The 13,855-nt window shown below is 72.2% G+C and carries 9 protein-coding genes; 2 read left to right on the top strand and 7 right to left on the bottom strand.

What is annotated here, in order from left to right; all coding sequences use genetic code 11:
• Positions 1 to 31 precede the first annotated feature (31 nt).
• The 7 genes from tssC to ML340_RS06560 form a co-directional block, all read right to left on the bottom strand.
• Positions 32 to 1,516, bottom strand: a complete 1,485-nt coding sequence (tssC, locus tag ML340_RS06590) for a type VI secretion system contractile sheath large subunit (RefSeq protein WP_275672654.1) — start codon at positions 1,514 to 1,516, stop codon at positions 32 to 34.
• 67 nt (positions 1,517 to 1,583) lie between these two features.
• Positions 1,584 to 2,096 carry a type VI secretion system contractile sheath small subunit gene (gene tssB / locus ML340_RS06585; protein WP_240097935.1) on the bottom strand — a complete coding sequence of 171 codons (513 nt, stop codon included), beginning with the start codon at positions 2,094 to 2,096 and terminating at the stop codon, positions 1,584 to 1,586.
• Positions 2,097 to 2,228: 132 nt separating this feature from the next.
• Positions 2,229 to 3,314, bottom strand: a complete 1,086-nt coding sequence (gene tssA / locus ML340_RS06580; RefSeq protein WP_240097933.1) for a type VI secretion system protein TssA — start codon at positions 3,312 to 3,314, stop codon at positions 2,229 to 2,231.
• Positions 3,315 to 3,333: 19 nt separating this feature from the next.
• Positions 3,334 to 6,921: a type VI secretion system protein gene (locus ML340_RS06575; protein ID WP_240097931.1), complete on the bottom strand. Its 3,588-nt coding sequence runs from the start codon at positions 6,919 to 6,921 to the stop codon at positions 3,334 to 3,336.
• Positions 6,918 to 8,327, bottom strand: a complete 1,410-nt coding sequence (locus ML340_RS06570) for a DotU family type IV/VI secretion system protein (protein WP_240097929.1) — start codon at positions 8,325 to 8,327, stop codon at positions 6,918 to 6,920. The genes ML340_RS06575 and ML340_RS06570 overlap by 4 nt, the downstream gene beginning before the upstream one ends.
• 4 nt (positions 8,328 to 8,331) lie before the next feature.
• Entirely contained in the window at positions 8,332 to 9,750 is a 1,419-nt protein-coding gene (gene tssK, locus ML340_RS06565) for a type VI secretion system baseplate subunit TssK (protein ID WP_240097927.1), read from the bottom strand.
• A gap of 30 nt (positions 9,751 to 9,780) precedes the next feature.
• Positions 9,781 to 10,620 (bottom strand): TraB/GumN family protein, encoded by an 840-nt coding sequence (locus tag ML340_RS06560; protein ID WP_240097925.1) that lies wholly within the window; start codon positions 10,618 to 10,620, stop codon positions 9,781 to 9,783.
• Between the two features lie 538 nt (positions 10,621 to 11,158).
• Here ML340_RS06560 and ML340_RS06555 point away from each other — a divergent pair.
• Both ML340_RS06555 and ML340_RS06550 read left to right on the top strand, forming a co-directional pair.
• The gene (locus ML340_RS06555) at positions 11,159 to 11,866 is read left to right on the top strand and encodes a LuxR C-terminal-related transcriptional regulator (protein ID WP_240097923.1); all 708 of its coding nucleotides are present in this window, start codon (positions 11,159 to 11,161) and stop codon (positions 11,864 to 11,866) included.
• Between the two features lie 122 nt (positions 11,867 to 11,988).
• Positions 11,989 to 13,833 carry an MltA domain-containing protein gene (locus tag ML340_RS06550; RefSeq protein ID WP_240097921.1) on the top strand — a complete coding sequence of 615 codons (1,845 nt, stop codon included), beginning with the start codon at positions 11,989 to 11,991 and terminating at the stop codon, positions 13,831 to 13,833.
• Positions 13,834 to 13,855 lie beyond the last annotated feature (22 nt).

Genomic DNA, 13,855 nt, shown 5'->3' with positions numbered 1-13,855 from the left:
TTGGGAAGGGAAAGGGGTCCGCGGCGCGCGCTCAGCGCGCCGACTTGGGCAGTTCGGCGACCAGCCGCAGCGAGACGCTCAGCTCGTCCAGTTGGTAGTGCGGGCGCAGGAAGGCGACCGACTTGTAGGCGCCCGGCTTGCCCGGCACCTCGGCGACCTCGATCCTGGCCTCGCGCAGCGGGTACTGGGCCTTGGCCTCCTGCGAGGCGTTGTCGTCCAGCAGCACGTACTGCGAGATCCAGTTGTTGAGGAACAGCTCGACGCTGGACTTGCTGGCGAAGCTGCCGATCTTGTCGCGCATCATCGACTTGAGGTAATGCGCGATCCGGCTGACCGCGAAGATGTACTGCAGCTGCGAGGACAGCCGCGCGTTCGCGTTGGCCGCGTCGGTGTTGTATTCCTTGGGCTTCTGCGCCGACTGGGTGGAGAAGAACGCCGCGTAGTCGGTGCCCTTGCAGTGCACCAGCGGGATCAGCCCGAGGTCGGCCAGCTCCTTCTCGCGGCGGTCGGTGATCGCGATCTCGGTCGGGCACTTGAGCGCCACCTCGCCATCGTCGGTGGCGAAGGTGTGGGTGGGCAGGCCCTCGACCAGGCCGCCGCCCTCCACCCCGCGGATCGCCGCGCACCAGCCGTACTTGGCGAATGCGTCGGTCACCCGCGCGCCGAGCGCGTAGGCCGCGTTCATCCACAGGTACTTGTTGTGCTCGGTCCCGTCGGTGCGCTCGGTGAAGTTGAAGGCCTCCACCGGCGCGGTGTCCGGGCCGTACGGCAGGCGCCCGAGCACGTGCGGCATGGTCAGGCCGACGTAGCGGGAGTCCTCCGACGCACGGAAGCTCTTCCATTTCGCGTACTCGACGGTGTCGAAGATCTTGGCCAGGTCGCGCGGACCGGACAACTCGGTGAAATCGTCGAAGCCGAGCAGCTCGGGCGAGGCCGCGCTCAGGAACGGCGCGTGCGCCGCGGCGCACACGTGCGAGATCTCCTCCAGCAGGTACATGTCCTCCGGGTGGCGGCCGAACTCGAAGTCGCCGATCAGGGTCGCGAACGGGGCGCCGCCGAAGGTGCCGTACTCCTCCTCGTAGAGCTTCTTGAACAGCGTGCTCTGGTCGAAGTCGGCCGCGTTCTTGAAGTCCTTGACCAGCTCCTTCTTGGTCGCGTTGAACACCTTGATCTTGAGCGTGGTGCTGGTCTCGGAGTTGTCCACCAGGTACTTCAGGCCGCGCCAGCTGCCCTCCAGCTGCTGGAACTCCGGTGCATGCATCACCGCCGACAGCTGATCGGACAGGATCCGGTCGATCTCGGCGATGCGCGCGTCGAGCGCGGTGATCGCGTCCTGGGACACGGTCATCGCGCCTTCGCTGACCTGGGCGACCAGTTCGGCGATCAGGTCGCGGGCACGGCTGCGCTCGCTGTCGGAGCGCGCGACCTTGCTCTGGGTCAGGATCTGGTCGAGCAGCCCGCCTTCGGCGGCCTCGGCGACGGCGGCACCCGCCGCCTGGGTCTGGGTATTGGCCATGGTCATTCGCTCGCTGGTGGTCTGGGCGGGCCGGCGCACGGCGGCGACGGCGGTCACTGCGCGGGGCTCACTCGTCGGACTTGGGGCCGATCTCGCGGCTGAGCTGCGCGATCTTGTCGGTGTTCTGCAGGACCTCGTTGAGCAGGTCCTCGAACTTGTCGTTGCCGGCGGCCTTGTTGCGCAGGTCGGCGAGCTTCTGGCGGGCCTCGAGCAGCTTGCGCAGCGGCTCGATCTGGTTCACCACGCGCTCGGGCGAGAAATCCTCCAGGCTGCGGAAATTGAGCTCGACCGCCAGCTTGGAGCCGTCGTCGGCGAGCTTGTTCTCCACCTGCATCTGCACCCGCGGCTTCATGCCCTTGAGCACGTCGTCGAAGTTGTCCTTGTCGACGTTGACGAACTTGCGGTCCTTCAGCTTGCCCAGCGGCTCGGCCGGCTGCCCGCTGAAGTTGCCGATCACCCCGGCGACGAACGGTAGCTCCTTCTTCTCGATGGCATCGCCGACCTCGACGTCGTAGGTGAGCTGCACGCGCGGGGCGCGCACGCGGTCGAGCTTGTGCTGGGTGCTTTCCTTCTTGGCCATGGCGGTCCCCGTCTGCGAGTGGCCGGGCGGCATGCCCGGGATGTGCCAGCGAGTCTAGGAAGCGCCCCGGGCGGGCAACATCCGTCGGACGGCCAGAGTTGGACATATGCCGTTCGACGGGCGGGGGCGCGCTCAGTAGTTCGGCGACAGCCCGACCCGCTCGCGGATCGACGACAGCGTGGTCTCGTCGCGCACCACCTCCGCCAGCCACTGCTCCAGCGGCATGTCGGCCCACGCCACCGCGCGCTCGAGCAGGTAGGCCACCGGGCTGTGCGGCTCAGTGCGGCGGAAGAACGCGGCGATCTGCCCGATCGCCGCCAGCGCGGCCTGCTTGGAGGCCAGCGCGCCGCCGCCGAGATCGAGCGCGAGGCCGCCTGCCGCCGCGGCGGCGACCGGCGCGCCCATGCCAGTGGCGACGGGCTCGCCCTCCACCGCCGCGGCGGCCGCGCCGCCGAGGCCCTTGGCCGCCGCCAGGCGCGCGTAGATCTGCTGGATCTTCTTCAGCGCCTCGTCCAGCGGCGCCAGGTTCGGCGCCTCGCGGCCCATGCGCGCGTCCGCGCCGGCGGCCAGCTGCGCCAGCGCGTCGCGCGCGGCCTGCGCCTGCTCCGCGCGCGCCTGCACCAGCGCGTCCGGGGTGCTCGCGGCCAGCTTGGCGTCGTAGGCCTCGCCGTTGATGCGGCCTTCGTCGAGCGCGGCCTGGTAGGCCTCGGCGTTCTGGCGGCCGAGGTTGTCCACCTCGCGCGAGTCGTTCCAGCCGGCCAGGGTCAGCGGGGCCTGCGGATCGTCGTTGAGCGGGATCTGCTGCAGCGCGCGGCTGCCCCAAGTCGCGAACCAGGCCAGCTTGCCGGCGCGCTCCTCGAGGTCGCCGTCCTCGGCGCGCGGATACAGGCCGTCCCAGTACCGCTCGAGCAGCCCGGCCAGCAGCCGGAAACCGTCGTGCGCCCCTTCCAGCCCGTGCCGGTGGATGGCCGCCTCGGCCAGCCACACCGCCGCCTGCAGGTCCTTGCTGGTGCGCGTCAGCACCTCCTCGGCCAGACGCTGCGCCTCGCGCCAGTCGGCGACCTTGGGCTCGGTCTGCCAGTCGCCCTGCGGCAGGTTGGGATCGTCCGCGCGGCGCGCCTCGCGGATGCGGTCGAACTGGTCGGAGAAGCTGGCATCGCTGCCGGCGGGGTCGCCGCCGGGGATCGGGGCGAGCAATTCGTCGAGGTCGATGGCCATGGCGGGCCTCCTGTGGCGGTCATTCGAGGATCTGGCTGGGCACCTCGGCGCGCGCGCCGCGCGCGCCGAGGAACTGTTGCAACTGGTCGGACGGAGCGACCTGCAGGAATACGCGCGCGCCGCGGAAGCCCATCTGCGCCAGCCGCGGGCGCAGCTCGGCCCATTGCGCCGGGCTGTAGCTGGCGCGGAAGTCCTCCAACGCGAAGGCATGCGCGCCGGAGGCGAAATCGGACACCAGCCGGGCGAAGCCGTCGGCGCCCTCGTAGATCGCGGTCAGCACCACCGGCGGCACCGCCGCGGCATGCATCTGGCTGGTGGCCGGATCGAACTCCTGTTCCGGCCCGCCCTCCGGCGCGGGCGGCGCGACCGCGATCCGGATCCGCGCCTGGGTGCAACTGGACGGCGACCAGAACACCTGCGCGGTGGCATCCGCCAGCGATTCGCCGGCGGAACTGGCGCGGAACACGCGCTCGCGGCAGTCCACCTCCAGCACGGTACCCGCCTCCGCCTCGTCCAGCGCGCCGAGATCACTCTTGCGGGTGAAGGTGAAGCTGCCGGCCGGGAACGGCGGGCCGTCGGCCAGCACCGGCAGGAACTTGCGCTCGGAGGCGACCATGCCCTGGTAGGCCGGGGTGAGCGGCATCGCCACCCCGGCGACCTTGACCGGCAGCCGCTCCTTCTCGGTGATGAAGGGCTTGAGCCAGTCGTTGACGAACGCGCCGAGCTTGCCCTGCGGCCCGTACAGCGCGGCCACCTGCTCCTGCGCCGGCAGTGCGGACAGCGGGCCGGCCACGCTCTCGCGCCAGCGCGCCTGGACGAATTCGCCGGCGCGGTGCACGGTCAGGAACAGCAGCAACCGTGCCGGCCCCTGCACGATCGACCATGCGGCCAGATCGTCGCCCTTGAACGCGGTGGCGTACTTCTCGTCCGGCTTGTCCACCGACTCCAGCAGCAGGGTGTAATCCGAGGCCGGCGGCTTGTCCGCCTTGCCCTTGCCGGCGAACAGCTCGGAGGCGAGCTGGTAGGCGTCCTCGCCGGAGCCTTCGGCCTGTAGTCGCAGGTAGGCACGCGCGAACACCGGCGCCTGCGGTGCCAGCACCCGTGCCTGGGTGTCGTGCATCGCCAGCAGCCAGGCCGGCGCCTGCAACTTTTCCCCGCCGAAGCGGACGCTGCCGGCCAGGAACCGCCCGAACGGGCGCCACGAGGCCAGCCAGCTCGCCTTCATCTCCGCCCAGGCCGCCGCCCAGCGCGACGCGAGCGGCCAGTCGATCGGCAGCTCGTACAGGTCGCGCCGGGCATCACGAAAAAAACGCGCGTACGGGTCCTCCGGCCCGTTGGCGCGCGCCAAGAGCTCCGGGTAGCGCCCGCGCCAGAGTCCGCGCCCGTCCTGGAAGCGCGCCTGGAAGCTCGCCCAGGCGCGGAAGTAGTCGCGGAAATAGCCCTCGCGCAGGGCCTCCACCCGCGCCTGCGCCGCCGGATCCGCGCCGCGCAGGCTCTCCAGCAGCGGTGCGACCACGCCCTCCCACTGCGCGCGGCTGTAGGCGGCCGGGATCCGCGCGGCACTGGCGGCATCGCCGCCCACCACCGCACCGGCCGGCAGCCAGTAGGTGCCCAAGTCGCGCCCGGGGCCGCGCGCGTCCGCCCATTTGCGCAGGTCCTCCGCGCTCGGGCGGTACTGCGCCAGCAGCCGGCTCAGCAGGCCCTCCAGGCGCGCCTGCTCGGCGTCAAGCACGTTTTTTTTTTGCCAGCGCAGGTAGCCCAGGTAGGTCGCGATCAGCGCCTCCGCGTTGTCACGGTCGCGGCGGGTGTCGTGGTCGGCGCTGGTGAACGGCGCGAACAGGCGCGAGCGCGCATCGAAGCTGACGTTGTTGGGCTGCTCGCGCTCGCGGCAGACCGGGGCATCGCTGCGGCAGTCGCGCAGCAGGCGCAGGCGCTGGGTGATCGCCAGCAGGTGTTCGATGCCGGCGCGGCGGCGCTCGATGTCGGTCGCCAGCATCTGGTCGGCCGGGGCCAGGATCAGGTTAGCGAAGTCGTCGGTCACCCGCTTCTGCAGCGCGGCGATGTCCGCGTCGGCGCGGCGGATGCCGAAGCTGAGCAGGGTCTGGCGCGCGGCGGCCTCCAGCTCGACGATGGTGCGCCCGCAGCTGGCCACCCAGGCCACCCGCCCGCTGGAGGTGCGGTCGGCGACTTCGGCGCAGGCGCTGCGGGTCTGCGCCAACAGCGCGCCGTCGTCGCGCCGCGCGGCCTTGAGGCCATAGGCCAGCGAGGCCGACAGCCCGAGCATCGCCAGCACCCCGAGCCCGGCGACCGCCAGCCGCCCGGCGCTGCCGCGCAGGCTGGCCCCGGCCAGCGGCTGGTCGCTCGGCAGGAAGCGGGTGAACAGGTCGGCCACGAACGCACCGCCGCGGTGCGCGGCATCCGCGCCGCCGACGAAATACAGCCCGCGCCAGCGCGGGGTGCGCTGGAAGGGGTTGTCCTCCAGCATCTGCGTGACCAACAGCGCCAGCCCGCCGCCGCAGCGGCGCAGCGACTCGAAGAACTCGAACACCGCACGCCGCTGTGCCGGCGCATGCTGGGCGCGCAGCGCGGTCATGCGCAGCGCATGCAAGCGCTCGGCGATCGGCTCGAACAGCTCGCCGACCCGGCCGCTGCTGGCCGCGCTCACCACTTCGTCGGCGGCCAGCCGGTGCCCCAGCGCCTGGGCGAACGCCTCCGCCGGCAGGGTCGCGCGCACCTGCGCATAACCGGGCAGGCGCTCCAGCCCGGTGATCAGAAAATACACGGGCATGCGCACCTGCAGGTGCTCCATCGCCTCGTCCACCAGCCGGCGCAGGCGGGTCGCGCTCGCCTTGAGCGCGTCCGCCGGCCCGAGCAGGGCCTGCACCGGCACTGCCACCACCACCCCGTTGACCGGCAGCTTCTCGCGCTCGTCGGCCAGCATCATCAGCGCCTGGTACCACAGCCCGCGGTCGAGCCGCGCGTTGGCATCGCACACCACCCGCGGATGCAGCTCGATCGCCAGCATCGACTTGAAGAACCACCAGCGCCAGACTTCGTCGGGCTCCATCGGGCCGGCGGCAGGCGGCGGGAACGGCGAGACCTCGGCACCGGCGCGCAGCACGCCGTCGAGCCCGGCATCCGCCTCGCCCAGGAACAGCAGCCACGGGATGCGGTACAGCGGGCTGCGCCCGCGCTCCATCTCCGGCGAGCGCGCGATGGTGCGCTTGGCCTCGGTGATCGCGGCGCGCATCTTCGCCACCGGCTCGCGCTCGTCCTCGGCGTTGCCGGGGCCGAGGTCGCCGATCCGCTTGCGCGTGCGCCCCTTCAGCGAGGCCTTGCGCTGGCCGGCGGCGAACCACCACAGCACCACCAGCGCCACCACGCACAGCCCGAGCACCTGCCAGAAGCGCATCGGCAGCAGCGGCAGCAGCGCCAGCGCGAGGTAGGCCAGCCCCGCCAGTACCAGCAGCAGCACCAGGGTGACCACGATCCAGCGCAGCCACGGCTTGCGCGCCGCGTCGGCGCCGCGCGCGTACAGGCTGCCGATGCGCGAGAACACCGAGCCGACGGAGGAGAACAGGCGTTCAACGAAGTCCAGCGGGTTCATGGGGTGGCCTCCGGCGCCGGCGCCGCGGGGGCGGAGCAGGCCTGCAGCGCGGCCTGCTTGCGCGCCGGGTCGCTTTCCGGCTCGGTCTGCATGAACAGGTAGGCGGCGACCAGCTTCGGATTGCCGCGCTGGGCCTCGAGCGTGCGCCGCAGCAGCGGCAGGTAGTCCTGCGCGGCCTGCACCTCCTCCGGCGCCTGCAGATCCAGCGGGGTCGGCGAGGCGATCACCGTGATCAGCTCCTGCCCGAACGGCGGGCAGACCGTCCAGGTGCGCTGGCTGGTGGCGCCGACCTCGAACTCCTCGCCGGCGCGCAGCACGCGCCCGCTGTTGGGCTCGCCGGCGTTGGGGTAGATGTGGGCGACATCGCCGTTGACGGTGAAGTAGTCCACGTACAGGTAGCCCTCGTAGCCGGCCTGGCGCAGCTTGACGATCACGTTCTCGCCCTCGATGAAGCGGTCGGAGTGGCCGGTGGTCGGGGTGATCGCCAGCCCAAAGCCGCCGTCTACGTTGCGCGCCTGGTAGGGCTCGAGCAGCTTGACCACCTCGCAATGCGGCCAGATCCGCAGCTGCACGTCGGCCTGCACCGCCTTCACGCCCTCCAGCGCGGACAGCTTCTGCTTGACCGCCGGCACGTCGTCGGCGCGCGAGACGTAGCCCGACACCCGCAGCCGGCCGGCGTCGTCGTCGACCGCATCGAGCTTGAGGTCGGCGCAGGGGAAGCCGGCCAGCACCTGCTGCGCCGGTACCCGCAGGTCCGGCCTGGGCGCCGCCAGCAGGATCCAGACGAGGTAGGCCAGCGGGATCAGCACCGCGACCAGCGCGCCGAGCGCCAGCAGCAGGCGGTCCCACTGGCGCGGCAGGCGCGGGCCGGGTGGATCCGGCACGGAATACGGCTGCGGGGTGATCTTCTCTTCGCGCAGGGTGTGGATCGGTGCCGGCGCGACCGGCAGCTGGCGGCCGTGCAGTTCCTTCAGCTTGCCCAACTCGCCGCTGTCGCCGGTCTCGTAGTAGTACTGGCCGACGAACCCGCACAGCAGCGCGTGGTAGTAGACCTCGCGCACCTCGTCCTGATCCTGGCGCAGCGCCGCCAGGTGGGTGAAGAACTCGTTACCGGCGTTGTTGGTGTTGAACAGCGTCACCTGCAGCGGCGGCGTGCCGGATACCAGCCAGCCCGGGTTGCGGGCCATGATCTCGTCGATCCAGGCGACCACCGCGAACGCGGCCGAATCGACCTGCTCCGGGCGCTTGCCGTCGGCCAGCGCGGCCGCCTTGGCGCGCTCGATCAGCTCGCGCGCGCGCGCCACCACCGCGGCGGCGGGCTCGCCGGGGTCCCCGGCCGCGACCTTCTCGTCCAGCGCCAGCCCGAACGAGAACACCGGAAGGAAGTGCTGCAGCAGGCGGGCCATGCGCTCAGTCCTGGGTGGCGACCGGGAACAGCTTGATCACGGTCGAGTCCGCCGGCAGGTCGCAGAACACCGCGATGTTGCGCGCGTTCCTGATCATCTGCCAGAACGGATGGGTGGTGTCGACGAGGAAGTAGGTGGTGTTCGGGCTCTTCTGCGGCAGTTCTTCCGGCGGCACCGGCAAGAGGTCGATCTTCAGCCCGAACAGCGCGGCCGACAGCAGCCGCGGCATCTCGTCCATGGAGGCGATCTTGCCGGTGCGCGACAGCCGCGCGAACAGGTCGGCGCCCTTCTGCTCGGATTCGAACGCGAGGTAGAAGCGGGTCTTGTCGCTCTCGAACAGGTTGGCCGGCAGGTCGGCGCGGTAGAACCGGCCGTCGTAGGCCAGGGTGATGCCGACCTCGGCGCCGACCGTGAGCGCCTTGATCAGCGCCTCGGCGCGGTCGAACGCGATCCGGAAGCAGCGCCGCAGGTCGTCGTGGTCATAGTCCGGCAGCTCGCTCTCGCGCGGGTTCGCGGCGAGCCCGCCGAAGTAGCCGATGTCCTCGGAGAACACCGAGAACTCCGCCACCAGACGGCGCAGATCCTGGTACATCGCGTAGGCACCCACCGTGCCCAGCCGCGCGTGCTCCTGGAACAGCGGGATGTAGCGCGCGAAGGTCTGCATCATCACCACCCGCATCACCTCCTGCGCGCTGGTGGAGGCGGCGCGGATGCCGCGCTGGCGCTTGACCGCGGCGAAGTCCTGCCCGCGCGAGACGAGCAGGTCGCGCAGGGCGCGGGTCCAGCGCGCGAGGTTGCCGGAGGCGGCGATCGCGGTGGTCGGCGGGATATAGTCCGGCGAGGGTTTGAACCGCCCCGGCCCGGCCGGCAGCACCTCGGCGAACTTGTAGCTGTCGCCGCCGCGCACGATCGCCTCGGCGTTCTCGTCCAGCCCGCTGACGATGCTGCCCTGGTACAGCAGGTAGTCGACCGCGGCCGCCGGCGCCTGCGGGTCGTAGGGGTCGGCGACCTCCTCGCTGGCCAGCAGGTGGCGTGCCGGCAGCCGCCCGCCGTCGCGCCCGCCGAGGCCCTGCACGCTGCGCTCGCGGTTGAACACCAGCCACAGCGGGATCGGATCGCTGCTGGTCACCGTGAGCTCGACGAGGTTGCGCGGCGCAACCCGCGCGTTGCCGGGCAGGGTGTCGAGGCTGCCGCCGAGCAGGCGCTCGCCTTCGCGGGTCACCAGCGCGAAACGCTCGACATCCACTACTCCGCTGGCCAGCGCATCCTCGCGCAGGCGCAGCTCCTCGAACCCCCACGGGTAGGGCGTCAGCCGCAGGTGCAGCGCATGCCGCCCGGCTTGCTGCCAGGCATCCTGCGCCTGCAGGTGCTGCGGGCTCAGGAACGCGCCCTGCCCCCAATGGACCTGCCGTTCGCCGCTCATCGCCGTCCTCTCCGCCTCATCTCTCGCTCCTTACAGCGGCACCGGTTCCACCCGGTAGCCATCGCGGCGCAGGCGTGCGATCAACCCGTCCGGGCCGACCAGGTGCACCGCGCCCACCGCCACCAGGCAGGGCCCGTCCTGGAACAGCGTCTGCAGCTGGCCGATCCAGCGCGCGTTGCGCTCCTCCAGCAGGCAATGACGTGCACGCAGTTCGCTGGCGCGGGCGGCCTCGCCGAGGCCGTCCATGCGCTCGATGTCGGCCAGCCACGGCTCCAGCGTGCGCGCGCGGTAGTAGGCCATCGCCTTGGCCGACTCGATCCGCAGCACCCACGATGCGCGCAGGCGGTCCTGCAGCACCTGCGCCTGCTCGGCGGCCGGCACGCAGTCGAGCGCCTGCAGCTGCTGCTCCAGCGTCTCCAGGTGCTGCACGCGCTTGCCGGCGGCGGCCGCCATCCGCTGCAGGCGCGCGTCCATGGTCGCCTCGCCGGCGCGCTCCCCGCGCGCCTCCAGCAGGGCCAGCACCGACCATGGCTTCATCCGCTCCAGCTCCGGCACCGGTACCGCCGGCAGCAGGGCGCGCGCGCGCGCGAAGTCCTCGCGCCCGAGCAGTTGCGACAGCGGCTGCTGCGGCGGCAGCCAGCGGTAGCCGTCGAACGCGGGCTGCCAGGCGCTGTCGATATCGGCCTCGTTGACGAAGGTCGCGACCTCGTCGAGGGTGCGGGCCAGGGCCGCGTAGTCGAGCCCCTGCTCCTCCGGGGTGCCGAAATGGATCGTGCCCAGCAGGTAGCTGACCGGCGGCGGCGGCGGTGTTGCAGGCGCTGTTGCAGGCGATCCCCCATGCGCGGGTGGCGCGCCCGCATCGGCTGCCACGGCTGTGTCGGCGGGGACATCCGCCTGCGCCGGGGGGATGACCCGGAACAGGATTCCGCGCAGCGGCGGGGACGCGGCCGCAGATGGCAGCGTGGGCGCGGCAGCCTGCGGGGCCTGCGCCGCCGCATCCGCATCGGCTGGCGCGGGGGCGGCTGGTGTGGCCTGCGGAGCCGGCGTGGCAGCGGGCGTGCCCGGTTTGGCGGGCTGCTCCTGCGCCGCTGCGCCCGGCGGCCGCATCTGCGCCGCGGCCAGGCCCGCGAACAGCCCGGTGCTGGCCAGCAGCATGATGGCCAGGCGCAGGGCGCGTGCGGGCGTAGAGACGGGCATCGGGTTCCAGCACGAAGCGCCGGTGGGCGCGATGGCCGGCATTCTTCGGCGTGGCCCGCACGCCAGCCATATGCCGGACGCAGTAGGCCGTTGGCAGTGCAGCCTCTGCCGTTGGCCGCTGGGCATACTGTCTGCCGTGCATCCGTTGAGATGCCGCGCGCTCGCATTCGCCGCACGGGACGGCCGTGGATGCAAGCGAGGGGCGGAACGGATGGCGGACCCGGAGGATGCCAGCGGAATGAAGGTGCTGATCGCCGACGACCATCGCCTGATCATCGAGGGCGTCAAGCTCAAGCTCGCCGAACTCGACCCCGCGGTGGAGACCGTGGTGGCGATGTCCCTGGCCGAACTGGAGCAGGCGGTGGCCGCGCACGCGGACTCGCTCGACCTGGCATTGGTGGACATTGCCATGCCTGGCACCCAGGGCCACCGGCACATCGCCCAGCTGCGCCAGACCGCGCCGGCGCTGCCGCTGGTCGTGCTGTCCGGCTCGGAGGACGTGGAGCTGATGCGCGCGCTGATCGACCTCGGCGTGCTTGGCTTCATCCCCAAGGCCTATTCGCCGGACGTGATGCTGTCGGCGATCCGGCTGGTGCTGGCCGGCGGGGTCTACATCCCGCCGCTGCTGCTGGCCAGCGCCCAGGCCGGCGGCTGGCAGCCGGCCGCGCCCACCGGCCCGCCCGCGCCCGGCACTGGCGGCGCGCCGGCCTCGCTGGACGGCCTGCGCAGCCTGCTGACCGAGCGCCAGATCGACGTGATGCGCCTGCTCTCGCAGGGCAGACCGAACAAGCTGATCGCGCGCGAGCTGGGAATCAGCGAGGGCACGGTGAAGATCCACCTCGCCGCGATCTTCCGCGCGCTCAACGTGCGCAACCGGGTCGAGGCGGTGGTCGCCTCGCGCCGCCTGCAGGGGCTGTGAGCGGCTGCCGGCGCGCACCGCCCCTGCGCCCGCCATAGAGCCTCCGCGGTATTGCCGCCGCCTGCGCGCGGGCGCAGCCTGCGCGGCGACGACGGCGGCCCAAGCGGCCGCGGAGGCCCACCATGGACCCGATCCACAGCCCCAGCCCGTTGCCTGGCCTGCGCGCCTGGCTGCTCGCCCTCGGCATCGCCTGCACCAGCCTGGCCGCGGCCCAGAGCGCGCCGGAGCTGCCGACCAACCCCGAGCTCGGGCCGGCGTTTGCCACCCGCAACGCCGCCTATGCGCCGGTGCTGTTCGAGGAAATCCCCGGCTGGGAGGAGGAAAGCCTGGCCGAGACCCGCGCCAGCTTCGCCACCAATTGCCGGGCGATGCAGAAGCGGCCGGCATGGGCGCCGATCTGCAGCCGGTTCGCGCGCCTGCCGCGCGACGACGAGGCCATGCGCAAGTTCCTGCGCGAGGAGTTCTACGCCTACCAGATGCTGACCCCGACCCGCAGCGCGACCGGCAAGCTCACCGGCTACTTCGAGCCGCTGATCGCCGGCTCGCTGCGACGCGAGGGCGCCTACCGCTACCCGGTGTACGGGATGCCCGCGGACATGTACCAGGTGGAGTCGCGCACCATCGCGGGCCTGGCCAGCCGCTGGCTGAAACCGGTGGACGGCCGCCTGCTCGGCGCCGAGCCGGGGGAGCCGGGCGCGCGCGAATACCGCATCGAGCTTGGCGGGATCGCCCCCAACCCGCGCGACAAGCGCTACCGCGTGCGGATCGACGGCGGCGCGATCCGGCCGTACTACACCCGCCAGCAGATCGACGCCAGCGCGCTCGACGCCCCGGTGCTGGCGTGGGTGGCCGATCCGTTCAAGCTGTATTCGATGCAGATCCAGGGCTCGGGCAAGATCCAGCTCAAGGACGGCGGGCTGATCCGGTTGGCCTATGCCGAGCAGAACGGGCATCCATTCCTGCCCAACGCCACCCGCGGCGATGCCGACGCCATGCTGCTGGCGATCAAGGCGCGCGCGCTGATGGAGCCGGAGCCGGTGGCGATCCCCGGCGGCACCCGCGGGGTCGGCGCCAGCCGCGGCGCGCGCAGCGCGGACGATGCCGAGGTCGCGCGGATCGTGGCCGCGCTCTCCGGCGGCTCCAGCAGCGCCGGCAGCGTCGCAGCGCGCCCGCAGGGCAAGCCCAAGCGGCCCGCGCGGCCGGGCGGCAAGCGTCCGCCGCCGCCCTCCGCGCCCGCGGGTGCCACCGCGGTGGCACCGATCCAGGTCGAATCGGCGGAGGTGGAGGCCATGATCCAGCTGTTGTTGCATGCTCCGGTCGTCGCGCCGGACGCCGGCGACGTGGCGGCCACGCCGGTCACCGTGGCCGCGGCTAGCGCCGCGCCGGCAGCCGCCGGCGCAGAGGCCACGCCACCGCCGCGCCCGGAGAAATCGGCGCCGCGGCCGGCCGCTGCCAAGCTCGACATGTCCGAGTTCGAGGGCAGGACCAGCAGCGTCGCCGCCGGCCAGGCCATCGGTCCCGGCGCGGCGGTGCCGGCCACCGGCATCAACGACCCGAGCTACGTGTTCTTCCGCCGCATCGGCGACGGCCCGGAGGGCCCGATCGGTGCGCTCGGCGTGCCGCTCAGCGCCGGCCGCTCGATGGCGGTGGATCCACGCGCGACCCCGCTCGGCGCGCCGGTGTTCATCGACGGCACCCAGCCCGGCGGCAGCGCCCCGATGCGGCGGCTGGTGTTCGCCCAGGACACCGGCGGCGCGATCCGCGGCAGCGTGCGCGGCGACTTCTTCTGGGGCTTCGGCGACAAGGCCGGGCGGATGGCGCTGGCGACCAACCAGCCGGTGCGGATGTGGCTGCTGCTGCCCAAGGCGGTCGCGGGCAGCGCGGCGTCCAGCGGCATCAAGACCCGCGGCGAGGGCGGCCTGCGCGACTGCGCGGTGCCCGACGAGGAATTCTGCGTCGAGGATTGATCTCGGCAACGTCCCGCCGGAG

It is taken from the genome of Thermomonas flagellata (genome assembly GCF_022419185.1).
Taxonomy (GTDB): Bacteria; Pseudomonadota; Gammaproteobacteria; order Xanthomonadales; family Xanthomonadaceae; genus Thermomonas; species Thermomonas flagellata.
The sequence above is the reverse complement of the archived record's forward strand: the minus strand, read 5'-3'. Positions and strand labels throughout refer to the sequence as shown.